The organism is Amycolatopsis sp. NPDC047767, from assembly GCF_040704195.1.
GTDB lineage: Bacteria > Actinomycetota > Actinomycetes > Mycobacteriales > Pseudonocardiaceae > Amycolatopsis.
On record NZ_JBEYSJ010000055.1, the window covers coordinates 21,788 to 44,504 of the forward strand.

Consider the following 22,717-nt stretch of genomic DNA (forward strand, 5'->3'; position numbering starts at 1 on the left):
GGAGTGGGGAACAACGGAAGCGGGCCGGGCAGCGGAGTCAGGGTTCGCCTCCCCTCCGCGCGAAAGCCGCCGCGATGTCTTCGCGGGACCACCCGAGCCGCAGAAGCAGGGACAGCAGGACGAGCGACTGCGACGGACGCAGCAGTCCGGCCGGGATCGCGCCGGCGGCCAGCAGGTCCTTGCCGCCGCCGGCGCCGTACACCGGGACGACCGGGCCGGCCTGCACGCGGGTGCTGGTGACCACCACCAGGCCCCGCGCCGTCGCCTCGGCGACGGCCTCGCACAGCACCGGGTTGGCGTTGCCGATCCCGGTGCCCTGCAGCACGATCCCGGCCGCGCCGGCAGCCAGCGACGCACGCAGGTGCGCCGCGTCGGCGCCCGGGTAGGACGCCACCAGGTCGACGCGGCAGCCGGCGCCGGAATCCGGCAGCGGCAGCGGATCCGGCCGGTCGCCGGCCCAGCCGTCGCGGCCGTCGTCGGGATTGCTGAACGCGTGCGCCAGCAGGGTTTCCGACTTGCGCACCCCGCGGGCGCCGAACGCCTCGCCGGCGAAGCACACGAGCACCCCGCGGCCGCGGGCGTCCGGTGCGGCCGCCAGGGCCAGGGCGCGGGCGAGGTTGTCCGGCCCGTCCGGGTCGGGCGCGTCCGCGGCCCGCTGCGCGCCCGTGAACACCACCGGGCGAGGGTCGGCGTGGACGAGGTCGGCCAGGAACGCCGTCTCCTCCATGGTGTCGGTGCCGTGCGTGACCACGACCCCGACCACCGCCGGGTCGGCCAGCGCCTCGCGGATGCGGGCGCAGACCAGCAACATGTCGTCCACATCGAGGGTGTAGGAGCCGACGCGCAGCACGTCGACCACGCGCACCGGCAGCGAAGGTCCGGGGCCGGCGCTGCGCAGCAGCTCGTCGGCGCCGTCCGAGGCAACGGCGGCGCCGCCCAGTTCGGCGCGGCTGCGGGAGGAGATCGTGCCGCCGGTCGCGAGGAGCACGACGTGCTCACCTCGTTCCGTCGCCCGGCCGGTCGTCACGAACGCTCTCCCTCCGTCGTTACCTGGTCGTTTCCGAACCCAATCGTTTGGGTTACGGTGCCCGAGGCGTACCCAAACGATTGGGTACGATGGCTGCGGACTGTACGGTGTGGTGCGAATCGGGGTCAATACCCGGCGGAGAGGTGGGGGCTTGCCCAGGGCGAAGGCTGCGCGGGACGGCGATGGCACTGCCGTCGAGGACGGGGCGGTCGCCGAGCGCGTGCCCACTCTCAAGGATCTGGCCCGGCAGCTGGGCATCCACCCGTCGACCGTGTCCCGCGTGCTGCACTCCGACCCGGAGTCGGCGCGCGGCGCGGCATCGGACGCCACCGCGCGCCGGATCCGGGAGCTCGCCGCCGAGCTCGGCTACTCCCCCGACCCGCAAGCGTCCGGCCTGCGCACGCGCCGCACCCGGCTCCTCGGCGTGGTCGTGCCGCGGCTGTCCGACCTCGTGCTGGCCGTGATGTACGAGGGCGTCGAAGCCGAAGCCGCGACCATCGGCTACTCCTCGTTCGTCACCAACTCACGCGACGACGTGGACGAGCAGCGCCGCAAGGTCGAGCTGATGCTGGCCCGCCGCGTCGACGGCCTGATCATCGGCGACCGGCACCTCGACGTCGACGTGGTGCTGTCCGACCTGCGCCGCCGGGCCGTGCCGTTCGTGCTCATGAACCGCCACCACCCCGACATCCCGTCCGCCACCTGCGACGACACCCGCGGCGGCGAACTCGTCGCGGAACACTTGTGGGACAAGGGACACCGCGACGTCTGCGTCATCGCCGGCGAGGCCTACGCCACCACCGGCGTCGACCGCACCGCCGGCTTCGTCCACCGCTGGCGCGAACTCGGCGGCGACATCGCCCCCGCCGACATCGTCCTGTCCCGCTTCGACACCCAGGGCGGCCGGGAAGCCGCCGAGCAGATCCTCACCTCGGGCCGCCGCCCGTCCGCGCTGTTCGCGGTCAACGACTTCGCCGCGATCGGCGCGATGGGCGCCCTGCGCTCCCACGGTCTCACCGTCGGCCGCGACTGCGCGGTCGTCGGCTTCAACGACACCTCGCTCGCGGCGGAGCTGCCGATCCCCCTGTCGTCGGTGCGCTCGCCGATGTTCGAGATCGGCCAGACCGCGGTGCGCCTGCTGCGCGCCGTGATGCGCGGCGAGCCCACGGAGTCGGCCCGGCTGACGCCGACGTTGCAGATCAGGGAAAGCAGCACCTGACCTCAGCCCGAGAAGAAGACTCGGCCGGAGAGGACGCCATCGTGCCCAATCGGCCTCAATTCAACGACGCCAATCCCGCAATCGCACATTCGTGAACAACTACTGATCAAGGTGGCAATTTGGCGACCACGGTCCGAGCGCAGCGACCGACGACCAAGCCACCTCGCACGGACAGGGGTCACGCGGCCAGAGTGTCGGTGACCTTGCGAGTCTGCACGTCGGCCCAGTCCCTCGACTTGCTGGAACACAACGGCCGCCACCACACGACTCCGGCCTGCACCGGCGCCTTACCCCGCGGAGCCGGCCGGGCGTTCGCTCCGGCCGGCTCCCTTCGGCGGTTGCTTCAGGTACAGCGCGCGGCGCATCCCCGCGCGAACCCAGTCAGTCCGCCCCCTCCACCTCCCATGCGAAGCAGCGCGCGCGATCAGATGCGGAACGGCCCGGAGTCCACGAGAAGGGCCGGCGCCGTGACGCTCTCCATGAACGTCTGCTCGCCGCGTTGCGCTGCCTGGGGTTCGCGGGCCAGTGCCACCTCGATCCCGTGGTCGCGCGATTCATCCGCGACACACCCGCCGAGCTGATCAGCGTGTGCCTCGGGTAGAACGTCTACCGCCATTGCACGTTTTCCGCGCGCTCGTTCGTGCCGGCCGTGACCGGGTTCCTGCAGACAGTGCGGGACGGCCACCCCGATACTCCGCTGGTCGTGATGACACCGATCGTCTGCCCGACCGGGGAGCGTGAGCCCAACGCCGTCGGTCTCACGCTCGCGGACATCCGGCCCTGCTGCACGAAGCGGTCGACGTGATGCGCGACTGTGGACACCGCGGACTGCAGCTGGTCGACGGCCTCGGCGTACTCCGCCCCGAGGAAACGCACCTCCTTGTCGACGCGGTGCATCCAGGCACGGACGGGTACCGGCTCATGGCTTCGCGGTTGGGCCCCTTGCTGCGACCACACATGGCGCGCTCAGCCCCTCGGACGGCTGCCACCGATCCCAAGAGGCCGGATCGCGGTCAGCGATCCGGCGTGTAGCGCAGTTCGTCGCGCAGCCGGTTCATCAGGGCCATCGCGTGCAGAGCCGGTTCTTGCTGCTGCGCGGCGATCGCCAGTGTCAGCGCCTCGAACAGGGCGAGCGTGGTGGTCTGCATCTTGTACATCTGCGAGCTGCCGGCGGGTGTCGTGAGCACGATGGCAACCCGGTCTCGCAGCGCCTCACCCAACGTGTCGGTGACGAGAACGACTGTCGCGCCGACTTCCCGGGCGTGATCGAGCACGACCTCGATCTCGACCGTCACCTTCTCGTGCACGACGAGCACCACCACGTCCCGCTCGGTGAGCCTGATCAGGTCGTCTGCGAGCAGAAAACCCGAGGTCAACGCATCCCGACAGCGGTAACCGAGGCGGATGAGCCGCAGTGACAGGCAGCGCCCGAGCATGCCGAGCGCTCCGGTCCCCATCACCACCACCTCACGTGCGCCGCTCAGCGCGGTCACGGCGGCGGAGAACTGGTCGGAACGGATCGAGCGCAGCGCCTCCTGCAGCAGCAGGATGCTCTCGGTGAACACGTTCGACAGCAGGTCGTCGGGAGCCGACCCGACGACGTCCACCCGACGGCCCAGCCGCCCGGCCGGCGTCAGGTGTTCGCGCACCTGCTCCTGCAGAATGCGCTTCAGTGCGGGCATCCCCGTGTGGCCCCGATACGCCACAGGTCCACAGCGACGACGAGTACAACAAGTACCGAGGAACGCCAGTCCACAGGCCACACCCGAGCCCTTCGGCCGCGCGAACGAGGACTGTCCGAGCGGACGCGAACACGAGCCCGGCCAACACGAACGCGGCACTCAGCCGACGCGTGCTCGGCGTCGTCGCCACCCGGCCGACATGCGCCACGGCCGCGCACAGCCTGAGCGCGATGAACGCGAGCCTCGGTGCAGCGCACATACGAACAGCCGCGGCAATCGCGCGCCGGAAAGGAGCGGGGCGAAGCGGCGCACCAGGTGGGCGCGGGCCTGATCTTCGGTTATCTCGCTGCCCGCCGTGCCGCGAGATGACCGCTCGAGGTCACGCCCGCGGCCGCGCGGTCGGCTCCCGGATCTTCAAGTGCGACGGGAGCGAAAGGTCCAGCGGCTGATCACCTGATCATCAGCTCGCACGCGGAGGCATTGGCAGCGAACGGCGGCTCGCTTCTACCAGACGACTTCGCCCCCGCTCTCGGCGAGGATCGTCGGGCGGGGGCCGTCCGCGGTGGCCAGGTAGACGGCGGCCGCTGCGGTTTCGTGCGGGGTGGCGAAGCGGCCGACCGGGATGCTGCGCTGCCGCAGCGCAGCGAATTCTTCGGCGGTAGCGGTGCCTTGGGCTCTGGCGAACTGATCGTGCACGGCGGTCAGCAGCGGGCTCTCGGTGCAGCCTGCGCAGAGGGCGTGGTACGTGATGCCCGCGTCGCCCGCTTGGCCGGCAAGGTGACGGATCCAGCCGACCACCGCGAACTTCGACGCACTGTACGCGGCGTTGTCGGGTTCCCCGACCAGGCCCGCCTGCGAGGCGACGGCGACAAACCGCCCACAGCAGCGGCGCAGGGCGGGGAGAGTCACCTCGAGCAAAGCGAGCAAGGATTCGAAGTTGATCCGCATGACGCGTTCGGTGAAGGCCCGCGTGAGGTCGGCCAGCGGAGCGGATCCGGGGACGCCGTGGGCGGCGATCACGCCGGCCAAACCGCCGGCCGAGGCTTCGCGGACCGTGTTCTGTCCTTCGGCGGTAAGGAGATCGCCGCCGATCCAGTGCACGGTGCCGTCATTGGACGGAGTGCGGATGCTGCGTCCGTGTGCGATGACAGTCTCGGATCGGGCCTGTAACTCGGCGACGATCGCCGAGCCGATGGCGCCCGTCGCACCGGTCACCAGGTACGTCATCGGGGCCTGCGCAGGTCGATCGTCGCGCCGGTGACGTAGCCGGAACCGGAGCCGGCGAGGAAGTCCAGCGTCGGCTGCAGATCCATTTCGGATTCCGCATCGCAGACCACACTGTTGATGCGGATCCGCGCACCCAGCTCGCGCGCGAGCGACTGCGCGATGCCTCGCATCGCTTCGACAAGGGCGTTTTGGCCGGCGTGGCTTCCGGATTGCGTGGTCACCAAGGCGACTCTGAGCGGTCCGGCTTGCTCGTCGTGATCGGCCAGCAACTCCTGCAGAACGTTGAACGTCTCGACGATCTCACTTGTCACCGTCGCACCTTCTGTCGAGACGGTGACGACGTGCAGCGACCGCGCCGGGGAGCGGACCTTCATCGAGCCGAAGCCAGGAGCTTCGCCGCCGCCGCCGCGGCCTGCGTGGTCGCGGTGCGCACGTCGAGCGTCCGGTGATCAAGCGACATCATCTCCACGCCCCACGGACCGCTGAATCCGAGTCGCCGCAAGGACTTCACGAAGGACGCCACATCGAAGTCCCCCTCGCCGCAATAGAGCCGATTGTCGAACGTGTCCTCGAACAAGGTTCCGGTCACCTGCTGGTACCCGTCGTTGATCTCGGCGGCGAAGACGTACTCCGGCGGCAGGATGCGCTCCATGTCCTCATAGGACATCGCACTCCGGTAGATGTGCCAGATGTCGACAAGCAGACCACCGGCCGGGTGCGCGACATCGCGGACGAGCCCCGCGGCCGGCTCGATCGTCGTCATCATCGAGAAAGCAGCGGGTTCCAAGGCGATCCGCGTGCCCGCCGCGGCGGCGGCTTGCGCCAGCGCGGCGAACTCTTCGCGCAGCCGGTCGGGGCCGACCGTGTCACCGGCTTGCCCCGCACCGGCCTTGATGTGAGAGGCGCCCAGCGCTTCGGCGGCGTGCAGGAGATCGGCGCGTACGGCCTCCGATCGCTCACGCCGTTCCCCCGAGCACCACCAGTCGTCGATGTACTCGACTTCGACGGTCGTGATGCCGTGCTGTTCGAACTCTCGAGCGAGCGCCGGAAACCCGATGCTCTCACGCACCGCGACCAGGTCGGTGTGCGTGATCCCGAACCCGCTGAACCCCGCTTCGGCGGCGGCCGCGACCCGGTCCCGGATGTCGAACGGGCTCAAGTCTCCGTTGCGCTGCGGCATGACGTCGCCCGCGGAGGTCCAGCACGTGCTGAGCAAGGCATCGGGATGCGGCATCAGGAAGTGCCCTTTCAGTCGGTGGTCTCGGCTTGTCCGGACGGTCCGAGCTTGTCGATCAAACGGTCCATGACGTTGCGGATGTGGGTGTCGACGGCTTCGCCCATCGCCCGGGTGTCGCCTGCTTCCATTGCCTCGAGCATGGCCCGGTGCTCCTTGTACGCCAGCTCCGTGTGCTCGTGGAACTGCCCGGCCCAGTTGATGATGCGCTGGATGTGCCCGCGCAACCGGTGAATGTGGTTGACGAGCAGGGGGTTGCCGCAGTTGAGCACGAACAGGTCGTGGAAGTCGAAGTCGGCGACGTTGAAGGGTTCGAGGTCGCCCGCGGCGATCGCCTCGCCGATCCGGTCCATGCGTTCGCGCATGGCGGCCAGCTCGCCGGCCGGGATCCGGGTGGCGTTCTCGGCCGCGGCCACCTCGAGTGCCCGGCGCACGGTGTAGACCTGCCGGACCAATTCCACCGACAGCGCCGGAACGGTGAACCCCCGCGGCCCGGACACGTCCAGCAAACCCTCGTCCTGCAACCGGCGGATCGCCTCCCGCAACGGGGAGCGGCTGATCGAAAACCTTCGGGCAAGATCGTTTTCACTGAGCACGGAACCGGGTTCGAGTTCGCCTGACACGACCCAGCGCTTCAACGTGGCGTACGTCTGATCCGCCAGCGACGGCGCTCGTTTCGGCGCGTTCTCGTCGATCCGCATGGTTTCCCACTGCACAGTCGGCTCACTCATGTGCACCCTCCCGTTCGCCCCAGGTCTGTCTCCCGGCTCCGACGGCGATTCTCGTGCGAGGACGTCGGCAGCCCCCGCCGGGTGTATTGACACCTTCCGGGAGCGACTCTAGCGTAATCGGTCGACAGGCGACAGGCGCCCGTCGCCATGGCTCGCCAGACACTCTCAGTGTTCGGTCGACAGGCGACCGGACTGGTGCGGAGTCCTGATCTATCTCGGCAAAGGAGCCCAGATGAGAAACCTTCGTCCGCTGGCAGCGACCGCGATGAGCGTGTTGGCCGTTTCGGCCGGTCTGGTCGCGTGTGGCGGTGCTTCGGGCAGCAGCTCGTCCGGCGTCACGATCGGCTACTCGACGTACACGTTGTCCAACCCGTTCTTCGCGGGGATGCAGAAGGGCTTGGACGCCGGGACCAAGAAGTACGGGTACAAGCTGGTCACCACCAACTCCAACGGCGACGCCGCCCAGCAGGTCACCGACATTCAGAACCTGATCAGCCGGGGCGTGAACTACATCCTCCTGTCCCCCGCCGACGGCAAGGCCATCGCGCCGGCCGTGTCCGCGGCCGACGCGGCGCACGTGCCGATCATCTCCATCGCCGACAGCGTGATCCCGCCGATCACTGCGACGATCACCATCAACGACGTCAAGGCCGGCAGCGACGCGGTCGATCGGATCGCTGCGGAACTGAAGGCCCGCAAGGGCTCGGCGACCGGCACGGTCGTCGACATCCAGGGCATCCTGGGCACGCCGTCGGCGACGCGGCGCGAACAAGGGTTCCGCCAGCAGCTGGCCCGCTACCCCGGTCTGCGGGTGGCAGCGGCGCAGGACGGTGGCTACGACACCGCAAAGTCGAACGCGCTGATGGTCGACATTCTCCAGGCGAATCCCCAGATCGACGCGGTGTTCGCGGCCAACGACGCCGAAGCGGTGGGCGTGTCGGCGGCAATCAAGTCACAAGGCCGATTCAAGCCGGTGGGCGACCCGGGGCACATCATCGTGATCGGCGTGGACGGTTCCAAGCCCGCCATCGCCGACGTGCGCGCCGGCGTGCAGGACGCCAGCATCAGCCAGAACCCGATCAAGATGATGCAGAAGGCCGTGGACACCGTCGCCGACCTCGAAGCGCACAAGTCCGTGCCGAAGCAGATCGACTGGCCCTCGGCGACCATCACCAAGGAAAGCATCGACTCGCCCGAGGTCAAGAGCTACGGGATCTGGTCCGATGAAGTCTGACGCCCCCGCCCCGACAGTGGAGTTCCGCGGCGTGTCGAAGTCCTACCCGGGCATCCGTGCTCTGCACGACGTGTCCTTGACACTCGCGCCGGGCACCGTCACCGCGCTCGCCGGGGAGAACGGTGCGGGCAAGTCCACCTTCATCAAGCTCCTGTCCGGCGCGGAAAAAGCGGACTCCGGCCAGATCCTGCTCTGCGGAAACGAAGTGCCCGGCTCGCCCGGTGCGGTGATCGACGCGGGCGTGAGCGTGATCTACCAGGAGCTGACCGACGTGCCCGACATGAGCCTGCTGGACAACCTCGTGCTGGGCCGGCAGCCGGCGCGGCTGGGAGTGGTCCGACGAGGGGAAGCAAAACGAGCCGCCCGCCTCGCGCTCGACCGGGTCGGGCTGACGGGCCTGCCGCTGGACCGGCCCGTCCGGGAGCTGTCCCTGGCGCAGCGGCAGCTCACCGAGATCGCGCGGTGCCTGGCCCGCGACGCCAGTGTGCTGGTGTTCGACGAACCGACCTCGGCACTGTCCGAAAACGACGTCCGGGTCCTGCTGCGCACGATCAAGGCGTTGCGCGCGCAGGGCATGACGATCCTGTACGTGAGCCACCACCTCGACGAACTGTTCCAGATCGCCGACACGATCGCGGTGCTGCGCGACGGCGAGCTCGTCGGTGCCGGCCCGGTCGTCGAGTGGAACGAAGCGAAGCTGGTGCGCGCGATGCTCGCCAAGGACATGGCCCACGCCTACCCCTGGCGGGACCGGCCCGTCGGCGCCGACCGGCTCCAGGTGCGAGAACTCGACGCACCCGGCGTGAAGCGGGCGACGCTGCAGGTGAAATCCGGTGAGATCGTCGGCCTGGTCGGCCTCGCCGGCGCCGGCCGTACGGAGCTGCTCAAGGCGCTGGCGGGTCTGTCGGTGCGCTCGCGCGGGAACGTCGAGGTAGACGGCCATCCCCTCCCCGCGCGAGCGCACGACGTGGTGCGCCGAGGTGTGGTGTACGCACCCGAGGATCGCAAGGCCGAAGGCCTCGTCCTCGACGCGTCCATTGTGGACAACCTCTCCTACGGCGTCTACCGCTCGTTCGCCCGGGTCGGCTGGCTGCGACGCGGCCGGCAGGAACGCCTCGCCCACCACGCCATCGCCGGGTTCGGTGTCAAGACCCGCGATCCCCGTCAACCGGCCGGCAAGCTCTCCGGCGGCAACCAGCAGAAGATCGTCCTAGCGCGAGCCGCCGCGCACACGCCGAAGGTCCTGCTGCTCGACGACCCCACCCGCGGCGTCGACGTGGGCGCGAAGGCAGGCATCCACGAGCACGTCCTGACTCTCGCCGAATCCGGCGCCGCGGTATTGCTGACCAGCTCCGACACCGACGAGGTTCTCGCGATGGCCGACCGCGTGTACGTGCTACGCGCCGGACGGGTCGTCGGCGAGCTGCGCCGAGCCGAGTTCGACCGGGAACGCGTGCTCCAGCTGGCCGCCGCCGGCTGACTCCCCCGACTCGCCTGTGAGAAACGGAAGGCCACCATGGTGATCACGACCTCCACGGAGAAGAAGGAAGAGACCCGCAGGCCAGACTCACCCCCGTCCACGCTGCGGAGAATGGCCGGGCATCCCCGGACCCCGATCGTCGTCGCGTTGGTGCTCGCCTGCGTGGCGATGGCGCTATTGTCCGACAGTTTCCTGTCCAGCCGCAACTTCACCAACATCCTCACCCAGTCCACCGTGGTCGGAATCGCCGCCGTCGGCGCGACGCTGGTGATCATCACCGGCGGCATCGACCTGTCGGTCGGGTCCAACGTCGCGCTCTCCGGCATGATCGCCTCGCAGCTGGTCAGCGGCGGACTGGCCGGGTTCCTGGGCGTCGTGGCCTGCCTGGTGATCGCCGCCGCGATCGGCGCGTTCAACGGGGTTTCCGTGGCCTGGTTGCGGTTGGCACCGTTCATCGTGACGCTCGCCGTGCTCGGCATGGGACGCGGCTTGACGTTGCAACTGAGTCAAGGCCAGAGCGTGTACGGGCTGCCGGCAGGACTCACCTGGCTCGGTGGCGGAACGATCGGCACGATCCCCGTCCCGGTGTTCCTGCTCGCCGCGATGTTCCTCGTCGGGCACCTCGTCCTGTCGCGCACCACACTCGGCCACCAGATCTACGCGGTCGGCGGCAACCGGCAGGCGGCTCGGTTGAGCGGCATCCCCGACAAGCGGGTGCTGTTCTACGCCTACCTGATCGCCGGCGCGTGTGCCGGCCTGGCCGCGCTCGTGCTCGTGGGCCGCCTCGGCGCCGCGACCCCCACCGCGGGCACCGGTCTCGAGCTTCAGGTGATCGCCGCGGTCGTGATCGGCGGCACCAGCCTGTTCGGCGGCAAGGGCAGCATGGTCGGCACGCTCATCGGGGTCCTGCTCATCGGGGTCATCAACAACGGGCTGACCCTGCTCAATGTGAGCCCCTTCTGGGTCCAGTTCATCCAAGGCGCGCTGATCCTCGTGGCCGTGCTGTTGGACGCGTTCAACCAACGCAGGCTCTCGGTCGCAGATGCCTGATCCCCACCACATCCACGACAGGAGGCCTACGTGAATCCCCCTTTTGATCACCGGCACCTCGACGAGCTCATGGACAACGCCGGGCTCGACGCGCTGCTGGTGACCTCGAAGCACAACGTCCAGTACCTGCTGGGCGGGCACCGGTTCTTCTTCTTCGACTACATGGACGCCATCGGGGTCAGCCGGTACCTGCCCGTGCTCGTGTACGTTCGCGGCGACCTCGACGCGACCCGCTACATCGGCAACGCGATGGAATCGTGGCAGCTGGACAACGATCCGGTGTGGGTGTCCGATGTGGACACCAGCACGTGGCGAGCGCAGGACGCGATCGAACTCGCGCTGGCACACCTGCGCCGAGTGCTGCCGGGACAGGCCGTGGTCGGCATCGAGGGATCCTTCCTGCCGGTCGAGGCGTACCAGCGGCTGGCGGTCGAACCGTCGGTGACGCTGCGGGACGGACAGTTTGTGCTGGAACGCCTTCGCGCGGTGAAAAGGGTGGACGAGCTGAAGCTGCTCGAAGAAGCGTCGGACGCCATCGTGGACTCGATGCGGGCGGCCTTCGGCGCCCACGGGGCGGGCTCGACGAAACGCGAGATCGTGCAGACCCTGCGCCAGGAACAGACACGGCTCGGCATGACTTTCGAATACTGCCTCGTGAGCATGGGCGCCAGCCACAACCGCGCGCCGTCGAACGCCAGCTGGGCGCCCGGGGAGGTGCTGTGCCTGGATTCCGGCGGCAACCTCGGCGGCTACATCGGCGACCTCGCGCGCATGGCGGTACTCGGCGAACCCGACGCCGAGCTGGAGGATCTGCTGGCCGAAGTCGAAGCTGTGCAGCTGGCCGCGCGGGAACCCATCGCGGACGGCGTGGTCGGCCAGGCGATCTTCGACCGCGCAGGCGAGGTGCTGGCCGCGAGCCCCCACCGTGGGGTGACCACCTTCGTCGCGCACGGCATGGGACTGATCAGCCACGAGGCGCCTCGGCTCACCTCGACCGGACCGGTTCCCTATCCCAACTACGACGGTCCCCGCGCACTGTCGGCCGGCATGGTCCTCTCGATCGAAACGACCATGCTGCACCCCCGGCGCGGGTTCATCAAACTCGAGGACACCGTGACCGTGACCGAAGACGGGCACCGCGCGTTCGGCGACCACGCGCGCGGCTGGAACGTCGTGGACCTCGCAGCAACCCGTGTCTGAGGCCGTACCCACGCAGCCTGCCACTCCCGCCCGACCAGCAGAGGAGCCATCGATGACCGAGACCCTGCCCGACACGATGCCCGCCGTGATCTTCCGGGGTGAGGGCGTACTGGCCCTGGAACAGCACGCGGTACCCGTGATCACCGAGCCCGACGACATCATCATCAAGGTCGGCGCGGTCGGGATCTGCGGGTCGGACCTGCACGCCCTGCACACGCCGCCGACCCACCCGGGTCTGCCGGGCGTGATCTTCGGGCACGAGTTCTGCGGGGAAATCGTCGCGGCCGGCCCGCAAGCACGTGGTCTGTCGGTGGGTGACCGCGTGGCGGTCGACCAGAACCCGCCGTGCGGCCGCTGCGGCCCCTGCCGTGACGGACACGGCAACTTCTGCGAGCCGTTGTTCGACAACCCGCACCTCGACATCCCGTGGCCCAACACCCCCGGATTCTTCTGGGACGGCGGAATGGCCCGCTACGTCAAGGTGCCGTCGTACTACGCCTACCGCGTGACCGCTGACGTGCCCTACGAGCACCTCGTGCTCGCCGAGCCGCTCGGTTGTGTCCTCAACGGGATCAACAAGGCCGGCGTCGTGGTCGGCGACCGCGCAGTCGTCCTCGGCGGCGGACCGATGGGCCTGCTCGCCGTCATCGCGCTCAAGCACTTCGGGGTGGAGCAGGTCATCCTGGTCGAACCCGCGGTCAAACGGGCCGAGGTGGCCAAGCAGGCCGGAGCGGACCTGGTGCTCAACCCGACGGAAGTCGACGTACGCGAGGAAGTGCTGGCCGCCACCGGCGGCCGCGGCGCGACCTTGGTGTTCGAGGCCGTCGGTTCCCAGCTGGACACCGCGGTCGACGTCGCGGCCGACCAGGCGCGGATCGTGGTCATCGGCATCAACAACAGCTACCGCGCGAACCTGTCCGCGATGACCGTGACGATCAAGGAACTGCGCATCCTCGGCGCGTTCCTGATGCGCTACACCATGCGCGAATCCCTCGACCTCATCCAGAGCGGCAAGCTCCCGCTCGACCGCGTCGTGAGCCACGTGCTCCCGCTTTCGGACATCCACAAAGGAATCTCGCTGGCGCAGGCCGGCGAAGGTCTCAAGATCGTCTTCAAGCCGTGACGGGGCAGGACGAGCCGACCATGGCCCAGGCCCGGACCGTCGTCGTCACCGGAGCTGCTTCGGGGATCGGCGCCGGCATCGCGCGCTCCGTGCACGAGGCCGGCTACCGCCTCGTACTGGTCGACATCGACGAAGCCGGGCTGGCCCGCGTCGCGGCGGAACTGGGTGGCGCAACCACCCTGACCGCGGACCTGACCGACCCGGGCTCGGCCGCGCGGCTCACCCAGGTCGCCCGAGGCGCACAGGCCACCTGGGGGCTGGTCAACTGCGCGGGGATCTCGCTGATCAAGCACTTCCTCCACAACAGCGAACAGGAGTGGACGCGGATCCTCCGGGTGAACCTGGAGGGCACCATGCGCGCCACACACGCCGTCGGCACGGTCCTCACCGAGAACGGCGGCGGCGCCGTGGTGAACATCGCTTCGATCTCCGGCGTTGTCCCGGCCGCGTGCCAGGCGGCCTACGCGGCGTCCAAGGCCGGGCTGATCGGCTTCGGCACCGGACTGGCGTTCGACTTCGGGCCGCTCGACATCACCGTCAACACCATCGCCCCCGGCATCGTGCGCACGCCGATCTGGGACCGGATCCTCGACGAGGACGCCGACCGGACCGGCCTGCCGGCCGAAGAGGTCTTCGCCGAGCACATCCGGCCCATCCCGCTGGGCCGGGCACAGACCGCGGCCGAGATCGGCGACCTCACCGTGTTCCTCCTCGGGCCCGGTGCGCGCAGCATTTCCGGTGAGACGATCAAGGTGACCGGCGGAATGACCACCGTGACCTTCGATTTCGCGAAGGCGGCTGCCGCGGTTCGAGCGGGGGTCACGTCGTGACCGCCCACCTCGCCTTGCAGCTCAAGGAAAAGCTCGCGTCGGAAGAGCCGCTGCTGGGGACGTTCGCCGGGCTCGGCAGCCCGGTCGCGGTGGAGATCGCGGCCGCGGCCGGCGCCGACTGGGTCCTGCTGGACCTCGAACACGGCGGGGGTTCCGAGGAACTGGTCGGGCCCTCGGTGACCGCGGCGGCGGCCTACGGGGTCCCGCTGATCGTCCGGACGGAAAGTGGTGACCGGCCGCGAGCCGGGCGGGCTCTGGACGGCGGGGCCAGCGGCATCATGATCCCCCGGATCACCGGAATCGCCGACGCCCAGGACGCCCTGCGGATCCTCCGATACCCGCCGGACGGCGACCGCGGCGTGGCGACGTACAACCGTCAGGCCCGGTTCGGGCTTCGGCCCGAAGTGCTCGCCTCGCGCAACGACGAGGTCGTCGGCGTCATCCAGATCGAGACCGTCGGCGCGATTCGCGACATCGGCGAGATCGCCGCGACCGACGGCGTCGACGTGCTGTTCATCGGCCCGGTGGACCTTTCCTACGCGCTGGGCGTGCCGTTGGGGTTCACCTCACCGGTGTTCCGCCAAGCGCTCGACACCGTGGCCGCCGCCGCGAAACGGCACGGGAAGACAGCGGGGATCATGGCGCCCTCGGCCGCCGCCGCGGCGGACTACCTGACCCGTGGCTTCCGCTTCCTGTCGCTCGCGTCCGACGCTTCCCTGCTCGCCCGAACCATGCACGACGCCTTCGCGTCGATCAGGAAGGACCACCCGTGACCGCGGTGCACCTGAACCATTGGATCGCCGGAGCACCAGTGCCTGGCACGTCCGGCGCCTACGCGGACGTGACCGATCCCGCCACCGGCGCGGTCACCGCGCACGTGCCCCTGGCCTCGGCGGCGGAAACCGCCACCGCGATCGACGCCGCGGCCGCCGCGTTCCCCACCTGGCGTGACACCTCGCTGGCCCGCCGTACCCGGATCCTGTTCGCGTTCCGCGAGCTGCTGAACGCCCGGTCGCAAGAGCTCGCGGCCATCATCACGGCCGAACACGGCAAGGTGCTCTCCGATGCCGAAGGCGAGGTCGCCCGAGGCCTGGAGGTCGCCGAATTCGCCTGCGGCATGCCACATCTGCTCAAAGGCGGAGCAACGCACAACGCGTCGACCAATGTGGACATCGCCTCGATCCGGCAGCCACTCGGACCGGTGGCGATCATCTCGCCCTTCAACTTCCCCGCGATGGTCCCGATGTGGTTCTTCCCCATTGCGATCGCCGCGGGCAACACGGTCGTTCTCAAGCCGTCGGAGAAGGTGCCCGGCGCCGCGCTGTGGCTGGCCCGGCTGTGGCGCGAGGCAGGCCTGCCCGACGGAGTGTTCAATGTGGTCAACGGCGACAAGACCGCGGTCGACACACTGCTGGCGCATCCCGGCGTCAAGGCAGTGTCCTTCGTCGGCTCCACGCCGATTGCCCGCTACGTGTACGAAACCGGCACCGCGCACGGCAAACGGGTCCAAGCACTCGGCGGCGCGAAAAACCACATGGTCGTTCTGCCGGACGCGGACCTCGACCTGGCCGCCGACCAAGCGGTCAACGCCGGGTTCGGCTCGGCCGGGGAGCGCTGCATGGCGATCTCCGTCGTCGTCACCGTCGGAGACATCGCCGATGAGCTGGTGGACAAGATCGCCACCCGGGCCGCGAAACTCCGCACCGGCGACGGCCGCCTCGGCTGCGACATGGGACCGCTGGTCACGAAAGCCGCGCAAGAACGGGTCACCGGCTACATCGCCGCCGGCGAACAGGCCGGTGCCGTCCTCGTCGTCGACGGCCGCGGCCTCGCCGGCGACGGCTTCTTCGTCGGGCCGACGCTGTTCGACCACGTGGCCACGGACATGTCCATCTACACCGACGAGATCTTCGGGCCGGTCCTGTCGATCGTGCGAGTCGACACCTACGACCAGGCGATCGGACTGGTCAACGCGAGCCCCTACGGCAACGGCGTCGCTCTCTTCACCAACGACGGCGGCGCGGCGCGGCGCTTCCACACCGAGATCGAGGTCGGCATGGTCGGCATCAACGTCCCGGTCCCCGTCCCGATGGCGTACTACTCCTTCGGCGGCTGGAAGAACTCCCTCTTCGGCGACACGCACGCCCACGGCACAGAAGGCGTCCACTTCTACACCCGCGGCAAGGTCGTCACCACCCGTTGGGCGGACCCCACTCACCGCGGCATCAACCTCGGCTTCCCTCAGACCGGCTAGATCGCGGCAAACCGGCGCGCCACGTTGTCGTCGTCGGCGGTGCGCTCACGTTCGAATCAGCGACGCGTGGTGCGGCGTGCAATCGACCTCACCGCAGGACAACCGCCGCGGGTGACCCGAGCGCCAGGTGCGTGGTCACCATGTCCACCCGCGCGTTGGAGTCCGGCTCCCACTCCGGACCCGGTCCGCCGGCGTGCACTTCAAGCCGTGGGGGCCGGCGTCGTTCCTGCCGATGCCCGCGGCCGAGCTGTGTGACCGGCCGGTGACGGTGGAGCAGGTTGGGGGCCGGCCTGCCATTGCTGAGCTGCGAGACCGCCGGCCCGATCTGCTGGGGCCGGGACGGCCGACCGCTGCCGGCCGATTGAGTTCTTGCAACAGCGACAGCTCACGACACGCTAATTTGGGGGCACCCCAAATCGAGGAGAGCCCCGTGGGCACAGTGGTCATGTACAGCTCGGTGTCGGTGGACGGCTTCGTCGCGGACGAGAACGACCAGCCCGGGCCGCTGTTCGACTGGTTGTCCAGCGGTGACGTCCCGTTGGACGAGAGCGGCGCGCTCAAGGTGTCGCAGACGTCCTACGACTACACCCGGCCGTACTGGGATCGGATCGGGGTGACCATCGTCGGCCGCCACGTCTTCGACATGACGGACGGCTGGGACGGGAAGCCTCCGGGCGGGATCGACCACGTGGTCGTCGTGACGCACCGGTCGGAGCCCGACGGCTGGGACCCCGAAGCGCCGTTTCACTTCGTCGACGGTGTCCAGGCAGCCGTGGCCAAGGCGCAGGAGCTTGCGGGTGACCGCATGGTCGAGGTCGCCGCCGGCGACGTCGGTGGCCAGGTGTTGGCCGCTGGCCTGATCGACGAGGTGCGCATGGACGTCGTACCCGTCGTGTTCGGATCCGGCAAGCGCTACTTCGGGTCGGTCCACGCGCAGCACCTGTTGGAGGAACCCGACGAGGTGATCCAGGGCAACCGGGTGCTTCACCTGCGCTATCGGGTGCGCCGTTGACCGATCTGAGTGGGTAAGCGAAGAAGTCCACTGCGAACGGTGACACGAGATCCGGCCGCCGGCCGCGTTTGCGCGTTCCCGCAGCACGCGCAGCGCCGGCAGCGCATCGCCGACCAGAACCGCCGTGGGGACGCCGAACACCGCCCCCATCGTGGATCTGTGGTGCCGCAGCCGGTCCCGGTCCACCACATCGACGCAGGGTGGATCGTCTTGCCCCGCCTCGGCACTCGGCCGGGCCTCGCCCAGCACTTCGGGAACACTGCACAAGACGCTGGAGCTGCAAAGCCATCGACTCGGAGCAGAACCAGGACGGCGGCAGTGAGTTGGGCCAGTACTACAACGACGAACGCGTGATCGACGACGACCCGTTCTGGGTAACGGTCACCTAGCTGAACGAGGGGACGCATGAACAAACCGGTGAGGACAACAACCGCTGACGTGCACATGAGTCACGGTCACTTCGTCATCAGGGACGTGAGTGCGGACTTGCCCGCGCCACGCCTTGCCCGTGCCAACGGTTTCGTGGGGACGGATCTCGTCAACGGCGCGGTTGTCCTCACCGGTATTCATACGGGTTCGGTCACCGTGACCCTGCAACTGCTCGACACCGCACCCGACTCGGTCGGGCTCGACGACTGGGACGAAGTCGCCGAAGTCTCGGTCGAGTCGGAGTACGGAGAACTCATCGTGCACGGCATCATGGAAGACCCGCCGGATTTCCCCGAGCTGGCCCACGCGGGACCCGGCACCTACCGGATACGTGTGCACGCCCGCGGCCGCGACATCGCCCCCGATCGCAACGTCCAGGAACCCGTCGAGAACTACCTGCTTTCCGTGTGGCCGGCACCGGAAGCACCCGACATCGTGTACAAACAGTCGGACGAGCGCGGACGGGAATACCGGGCAGCACGGAAGCGGCGACCCTGAAGGGGGCCCGGCAGGCGTGACGCAGTGTCGTTGGCTGGGCCGGCCAAACCGGCCGCCCATTAGGACGGGTACCGGTGCGCCCCGCCGTGCCGGGGGTGCAGTCGGGGTCGGGCAGCGGCAGATACAACCGACCTCAAATCCGACGACATCCAGCCTTGACTTGCCAGTACACAACGAGTCGGGCTTTCGACCCGTGCCCCTGCGCGGGTCACTCCTCACTCGATCCGAGTAACGACTTTCTGTAATCAGCCGGGTTGAATCGGTCATGGCTCATCGACCCAGATGATCACCGCAACCAGCTGGTCGTCGACGGGTGTGAGCCTGAGCCGGTCGTGCCGGCCGTCGGCCATGAACTCGCGTTCGGCGGTCGGCCACCGATGCAGCGTCGCGCTCCACGCCACTACCCGGTCCGGGTCCGCGGCGAGCTCGGCGACCGACTGGGGCGCGCCGAGGTCACTGAGATTGGTGGGCATGGTCATGATTGTCTGTGCTGGTCAGAGAAACCGTGGTGAAGCAGGGGAAGGACGCGAAATCTTCTGGAGGTGCGCGGCCAGGTGGATACACAAGCCACGGACGTCGGCCAGCGCGATCAGCCGGCTCGGCATCAGCTGATACCCCATGGCGTTGTCGCCGCCGCACGGGCCGGCGATGTGGGTGAAGTCGTCATCATCGACCGAGGGCACAGCCTGGGGCTGGGCAGATGCTCGCCGAAGTGGAGCGCGCCGTGCGCGCCGGAGTCTTCATCACCTCACTCAGCGCGGCCGCGAACCCGGCGACGTCTCCCGAGGCCAGCCCCAGCCCTCGGCCGGGCCACGCACGCATCGCGCATCACGCCGGACACCACCGTCGCAGGACAGCGCCAGCGTGAAGATCGCCGCATCCACGGTCATCGCAGCTGTCCACGACTGCATCTCCCTGGTCCGTGCGACCTGCGGGACGGGACTGGCGAACGACTCCATCGACGCACACTGGTGGATCGCCACCGCAGCGCAAGCCCACGATCGGCGCGACGTTTCACCTGCCGGCCGAGCTGACGTCGGTAGCGCGAGCGGTGCTGGTCGTGGAAAGTCCTCGGCCGGACGGCACACGGACCTCTGCCGCCGAATGGGGCACCGTCAAGCACCGAGCCAAGGCCACGCGGCGAAAACTCGCGGACGATCGAGCAGTCGGACGGCCCCCGTCCTCCCCGGCTCCCCGTCCGACTGCTCGCAGCCATTCTCTGGAAGACACCCGACCACAGACAGGGGAGAAGGTCCTCACCCGCAATCCCGTGTCCGGGTAAATCATTCTCGATGCATGCAGCGCGCGGTCGGCAACGACCGAGACGACCTCATCCCGAACTGATGTCCGCCTCGTATCGCTGCGATGGGCTTCCGCCCCTCAAACGATTTGCGCGCGTCCGCCGAGTCTGCGCCATCCCCGCCGTGCGGGTGCGACGTCACCTCCTTGGGATGAGGACAGCGCGGGCCATCCGCCCGACAGTCGAGGGGTGGTGCGCGCGTCCACGGCGGCGCGCACTACTCCCCTGCCGTGAAGCAGCCAGGAGGCCTGTGATGACCGATGACGTCGAGGCGATGGGGCCGATCAGTTTTCTGATCGTCGAGTTCCCGGGCAGCAAGATAACCGGACACGGCTTGCCGATCTTCGTGGACCTGGTCGACCAGCGTTTGATCCGAATCCTTGATCTCCTGTTCGTCACCCGGGACACCGATGGGTCAGTGCGCGCGGTCGAGTTGCAGGACTTGGATCTTGACGGCCGGCTCGACGTGGCGATCTTCGAAGGTGCGTCCTCGGGCCTGCTCGACGAGGGCGACCTGGCCGATGCCGCGTCCGCGATCGAACCCGGATCGTCCGCGGCGATCGTGCTGTTCGAGAACCGGTGGGCACGTTCGTTCACCCAGGCCCTGCGCCGTGGCGGGGCCGAGGTGGTGGCGGCCGGTTACGTCCCGCTCGATGCCGTCGCGGCATCGCTGGATGCCGCCGAAGCAGCCGACGTCTGACCCGCCGGAGAAAGGATCAGGACCATGCCGGGACTCCTCCGAGGTATCGCCCGAACCGCCGCGATCGCGGGGACGGCGACCGCCGTGTCGAATCGAGTTTCGCGCCGCCAGGGCCGGCGCTGGGCCATGCAAGAGGATGAACAGGACGCCCAGCAACAACAGCAGGACCCGCCGCCACCACAACCGGCCGCGGCACCCGCTCGCGACGCCGTCACCCAGCTCAAGGAGCTTGCCGAACTCAAGGCACAGGGGGTCCTCACCGACGCCGAGTTCGCGTCGGAGAAGGCCAAGATCCTCGCGTCATGACAGCACATCGGGATCGGACAAGCGCAACGCAGCCGCTGCACTCCTCTCGAGGTGAGGGAGGTCTCGACACCACCACTACTACGATTGGTCGGTTCGCCTTCCACGTGATCGCCGCGACGGACGAGTTTCTCGCCGACCTGATCCCCGAAGTCACCCTGGAAGCCTCGCTCGCCGTCCGGTCGCTGGTGACGACGCCGTGAAAGCCGAGTAAGTCCCGCTCGGTGCGAGCCGTCGCCTTCCACCACAACGATCTCCTCGCCGCTTTCGGCGAGAACTGGCGCGACCTCTCCATGGTCAGCAACCGGGACGATCCTCCTTGCCCGGCCGTACCTGGAAACTTGCCTGTGTTGCCTTCGAAATTCGTGGACTCCATGGTTCACTTTATGGGATGTCGATCAGCGAGCTCATGTTAAGACCACTGTCAGTGAAGCGCCGACTTGAGGGTGAGGCACGATGAGCGGCACTCGACTCTGATTGACCATGAGAACACCCTTCCAAGGCACGTCATCCCAGGTCCGGAAACTCGATTTGAGCCGTGCGACCGTCTGCCTGCTCGAGGGGTTTCACGAGAGGCCGCTGCCGCAACCAACTCGAAGACGCAGCGCCTTGCGGTATCCGTACGGCGACCTTGTATTGGACCTTATGGTTCATATGATTCCTCTGTGACGCCCGATCACCGCCGGAGGCCGGCCTCGCGCCGAAAGGCGCCCCGGCGGTCACGCACCGACACCGAGAGTGCGCCGTCGCAGGCCCTCGCCTTGCGCAGGTCCTCCCCGCTCGGCGAGGCGCCGCTCTACAGACCCTGATCCTCCCGAAGAGACGGCTGCGCTCGATCGCGCAACCGTCCAGACCACCGACAGAAGGGCGTGATCCGCCGTGACGGCAGCCGCATCCGACACCCCGGCCCTCCCGATGACGCGACCGGCCGGATGCCCGTACGACCCGCCCGCCCAGTACGGCGCCCTGCGCACCGCCGACCCGACGTCGCAGGTCCGCTGCCCGGCGGGGATGGACGCCTGGTTGGTCACCCGCTACGCCGACGTCCGCGCGGTGCTCGCCGACCCCACGATGAGCTCGCGTGGCGCGGCTTCGGTGCACGTCACCCGGCGCGCCGACCTCGACGAACCGGTCAGGCCGGGCTCGATCATCCAGCTCGACGGTGAACCACACTCGCGGCTGCGCAAGATGGTGCTCGCGCAGTTCACCGTCCGGCGAGTGGAAGCGCTGCGCACCTACATCCAGGACCTCGTCGAGAACCATCTCGACGCGATGCTCGCCCGGCCGGGCGAGGCGGACCTGGTGCGAGACTTCGCGTTGCCGATCCCGTCGCTGGTGATCTGCCAGTTGTTGGGCGTCCCGTACGCCGATCGCGAGCGGTTCCAGCAGCAGAGCTCATTGCTGGTCAGCACCGACGCCACGCGCGAGCAGGGGCAGCAGGCCTATGACGAGCTGGCCGGGTTCCTGGCGGGGTTGTTCGCGGACAAGCAGCAGAATCCGCAGGACGACCTGTTCAGCCGGATGATCGCGCGAGGCGCCGCCACGGGTGATCCGCTCAGCCTCGAGGAACTGGTGATGCTCGGGCTCAGCCTCCTGGTGGCCGGCCACGAGACGACCGCCAACATGATCGCGCTGAGCACCCTGGTGCTGCTGGAACACCCGGAGCAGCGCGACGCTGTGCTGGCCGCGCCCGCACGCGCGGTCGAGGAACTGCTGCGGTACCTGTCGGTGGTGCAGTTCGGCGTGCTACGCCACGCCACCGAGGACGTGCAGGTGGGCGACCGCGCCGTCAAGGCAGGAGAATGGCTGGTGGCCGCGCTGAACTCCGCGAACCGGGACGAGGAGCTGTTTCCGGCGGCGGACGAGCTGGACTTCCACCGCGAGTCGCCGCGCGCGCACGTGGCGTTCGGCTACGGCGCGCACCAATGCATCGGCCAGCAGCTGGCGCGCGTCGAACTGCAGGAGGCGCTGACGCGCCTGTTCCGCCGGGTCCCCGACCTGCGCCTGGCCGTGCCGCGGGAGTCGCTGGGCTTCAAACAGAACACCCTGGTCTACGGCGTTCGCGAGCTGCCGATCGCCTGGGGCTAGGTGTGATGTCCAGGGAGGTTGGTCAGCCGGGTGATCGGTGGGTGGCCTCCGACGGCGCTGTGGGGTCGGTGGTGATTGTAGAAGTGGAGCCAGGCT

The 22,717-nt window shown here is 68.8% G+C and carries 25 protein-coding genes and 1 pseudogene; 15 read left to right on the forward strand and 11 right to left on the reverse strand.

The window, feature by feature from the left end; all coding sequences use genetic code 11:
* Positions 1-37 precede the first annotated feature (37 nt).
* Entirely contained in the window at positions 38-1,027 is a 990-nt protein-coding gene (locus AB0878_RS46985) for an asparaginase (protein WP_366589582.1), read from the reverse strand.
* Positions 1,028-1,178: 151 nt separating this feature from the next.
* On the opposite strand from AB0878_RS46985, the gene AB0878_RS46990 reads away from it, so the two are divergent.
* A complete protein-coding gene (locus AB0878_RS46990; protein WP_366589584.1) occupies positions 1,179-2,246 on the forward strand; it encodes a LacI family DNA-binding transcriptional regulator in 1,068 nt (355 codons plus the stop codon).
* Positions 2,247-2,670: 424 nt separating this feature from the next.
* Here AB0878_RS46990 and AB0878_RS46995 read toward each other — a convergent pair whose 3' ends face one another.
* From AB0878_RS46995 to AB0878_RS47025, 7 genes are all read right to left on the reverse strand, one after another.
* A complete protein-coding gene (locus AB0878_RS46995; protein ID WP_366589586.1) occupies positions 2,671-2,862 on the reverse strand; it encodes a hypothetical protein in 192 nt (63 codons plus the stop codon).
* The gene (locus AB0878_RS47000; RefSeq protein WP_366589588.1) at positions 2,853-3,143 is read right to left on the reverse strand and encodes a hypothetical protein; all 291 of its coding nucleotides are present in this window, start codon (positions 3,141-3,143) and stop codon (positions 2,853-2,855) included. Before AB0878_RS47000 ends, AB0878_RS46995 begins: the two co-directional genes overlap by 10 nt.
* Before the next feature lie 116 nt (positions 3,144-3,259).
* Entirely contained in the window at positions 3,260-4,009 is a 750-nt protein-coding gene (locus AB0878_RS47005; RefSeq protein ID WP_366589590.1) for an SIS domain-containing protein, read from the reverse strand.
* A gap of 423 nt (positions 4,010-4,432) precedes the next feature.
* Positions 4,433-5,155, reverse strand: a complete 723-nt coding sequence (locus tag AB0878_RS47010; RefSeq protein ID WP_366589593.1) for an SDR family oxidoreductase — start codon at positions 5,153-5,155, stop codon at positions 4,433-4,435.
* Positions 5,152-5,466, reverse strand: coding sequence for a hypothetical protein (locus AB0878_RS47015; RefSeq protein WP_366589595.1), 315 nt, complete (start codon positions 5,464-5,466; stop codon positions 5,152-5,154). The genes AB0878_RS47010 and AB0878_RS47015 overlap by 4 nt, the downstream gene beginning before the upstream one ends.
* A gap of 59 nt (positions 5,467-5,525) precedes the next feature.
* Positions 5,526-6,389, reverse strand: a complete 864-nt coding sequence (locus tag AB0878_RS47020; protein WP_366589597.1) for a sugar phosphate isomerase/epimerase family protein — start codon at positions 6,387-6,389, stop codon at positions 5,526-5,528.
* A 14-nt stretch (positions 6,390-6,403) separates the two neighbouring features.
* Positions 6,404-7,120 carry a GntR family transcriptional regulator gene (locus AB0878_RS47025; protein WP_366589599.1) on the reverse strand — a complete coding sequence of 239 codons (717 nt, stop codon included), beginning with the start codon at positions 7,118-7,120 and terminating at the stop codon, positions 6,404-6,406.
* A gap of 232 nt (positions 7,121-7,352) precedes the next feature.
* On the opposite strand from AB0878_RS47025, the gene AB0878_RS47030 reads away from it, so the two are divergent.
* The 11 genes and pseudogenes from AB0878_RS47030 (at position 7,353) to AB0878_RS47080 (ending at position 18,230) form a co-directional block, all read left to right on the forward strand.
* Positions 7,353-8,354: a sugar ABC transporter substrate-binding protein gene (locus AB0878_RS47030; RefSeq protein WP_366589601.1), complete on the forward strand. Its 1,002-nt coding sequence runs from the start codon at positions 7,353-7,355 to the stop codon at positions 8,352-8,354.
* The gene (locus AB0878_RS47035) at positions 8,344-9,834 is read left to right on the forward strand and encodes a sugar ABC transporter ATP-binding protein (protein WP_366589603.1); all 1,491 of its coding nucleotides are present in this window, start codon (positions 8,344-8,346) and stop codon (positions 9,832-9,834) included. The genes AB0878_RS47030 and AB0878_RS47035 overlap by 11 nt, the downstream gene beginning before the upstream one ends.
* 36 nt (positions 9,835-9,870) lie before the next feature.
* Complete coding sequence (locus tag AB0878_RS47040) at positions 9,871-10,884, forward strand: ABC transporter permease (RefSeq protein WP_366589606.1); 1,014 nt, start codon at positions 9,871-9,873, stop codon at positions 10,882-10,884.
* Between the two features lie 30 nt (positions 10,885-10,914).
* Positions 10,915-12,084 (forward strand): Xaa-Pro peptidase family protein, encoded by a 1,170-nt coding sequence (locus AB0878_RS47045; RefSeq protein ID WP_366589608.1) that lies wholly within the window; start codon positions 10,915-10,917, stop codon positions 12,082-12,084.
* Positions 12,085-12,136: 52 nt separating this feature from the next.
* Entirely contained in the window at positions 12,137-13,207 is a 1,071-nt protein-coding gene (locus AB0878_RS47050; RefSeq protein WP_366589610.1) for an alcohol dehydrogenase catalytic domain-containing protein, read from the forward strand.
* On the forward strand, positions 13,204-14,037 hold the full coding sequence (locus tag AB0878_RS47055; RefSeq protein ID WP_366589612.1) for an SDR family NAD(P)-dependent oxidoreductase: 834 nt from the start codon (positions 13,204-13,206) through the stop codon (positions 14,035-14,037). The genes AB0878_RS47050 and AB0878_RS47055 overlap by 4 nt, the downstream gene beginning before the upstream one ends.
* Positions 14,034-14,810 (forward strand): aldolase/citrate lyase family protein, encoded by a 777-nt coding sequence (locus AB0878_RS47060; RefSeq protein WP_366589614.1) that lies wholly within the window; start codon positions 14,034-14,036, stop codon positions 14,808-14,810. Before AB0878_RS47055 ends, AB0878_RS47060 begins: the two co-directional genes overlap by 4 nt.
* A 38-nt stretch (positions 14,811-14,848) precedes the next feature.
* Positions 14,849-16,291 carry a CoA-acylating methylmalonate-semialdehyde dehydrogenase gene (locus AB0878_RS47065; RefSeq protein WP_366589617.1) on the forward strand — a complete coding sequence of 481 codons (1,443 nt, stop codon included), beginning with the start codon at positions 14,849-14,851 and terminating at the stop codon, positions 16,289-16,291.
* A 128-nt stretch (positions 16,292-16,419) separates the two neighbouring features.
* A pseudogene (locus tag AB0878_RS47070) lies at positions 16,420-16,607 on the forward strand (AraC family transcriptional regulator); the annotation flags it as partial.
* Positions 16,608-16,721: 114 nt separating this feature from the next.
* Positions 16,722-17,303: a dihydrofolate reductase family protein gene (locus AB0878_RS47075; RefSeq protein WP_366589637.1), complete on the forward strand. Its 582-nt coding sequence runs from the start codon at positions 16,722-16,724 to the stop codon at positions 17,301-17,303.
* A gap of 405 nt (positions 17,304-17,708) precedes the next feature.
* Positions 17,709-18,230 (forward strand): hypothetical protein, encoded by a 522-nt coding sequence (locus tag AB0878_RS47080; RefSeq protein ID WP_366589619.1) that lies wholly within the window; start codon positions 17,709-17,711, stop codon positions 18,228-18,230.
* 263 nt (positions 18,231-18,493) lie between these two features.
* Here AB0878_RS47080 and AB0878_RS47085 read toward each other — a convergent pair whose 3' ends face one another.
* The 3 genes from AB0878_RS47085 to AB0878_RS47095 all read right to left on the reverse strand — a co-directional run bounded on the left by AB0878_RS47085 (position 18,494) and on the right by AB0878_RS47095 (position 19,120).
* Positions 18,494-18,703, reverse strand: coding sequence for a hypothetical protein (locus AB0878_RS47085; protein ID WP_366589621.1), 210 nt, complete (start codon positions 18,701-18,703; stop codon positions 18,494-18,496).
* A gap of 21 nt (positions 18,704-18,724) precedes the next feature.
* Entirely contained in the window at positions 18,725-18,913 is a 189-nt protein-coding gene (locus AB0878_RS47090) for a hypothetical protein (RefSeq protein WP_366589623.1), read from the reverse strand.
* Positions 18,914-18,982: 69 nt separating this feature from the next.
* Positions 18,983-19,120, reverse strand: coding sequence for a hypothetical protein (locus tag AB0878_RS47095; RefSeq protein WP_366589625.1), 138 nt, complete (start codon positions 19,118-19,120; stop codon positions 18,983-18,985).
* Between the two features lie 663 nt (positions 19,121-19,783).
* Between AB0878_RS47095 and AB0878_RS47100 the strand changes: the two genes are divergently transcribed.
* From AB0878_RS47100 to AB0878_RS47110, 3 genes are all read left to right on the forward strand, one after another.
* Positions 19,784-20,230 (forward strand): DUF6325 family protein, encoded by a 447-nt coding sequence (locus AB0878_RS47100; protein ID WP_366589629.1) that lies wholly within the window; start codon positions 19,784-19,786, stop codon positions 20,228-20,230.
* Positions 20,231-20,254: 24 nt separating this feature from the next.
* On the forward strand, positions 20,255-20,536 hold the full coding sequence (locus tag AB0878_RS47105; protein WP_366589631.1) for an SHOCT domain-containing protein: 282 nt from the start codon (positions 20,255-20,257) through the stop codon (positions 20,534-20,536).
* A gap of 876 nt (positions 20,537-21,412) precedes the next feature.
* Positions 21,413-22,621 carry a cytochrome P450 gene (locus AB0878_RS47110; protein ID WP_366589634.1) on the forward strand — a complete coding sequence of 403 codons (1,209 nt, stop codon included), beginning with the start codon at positions 21,413-21,415 and terminating at the stop codon, positions 22,619-22,621.
* Positions 22,622-22,717 lie beyond the last annotated feature (96 nt).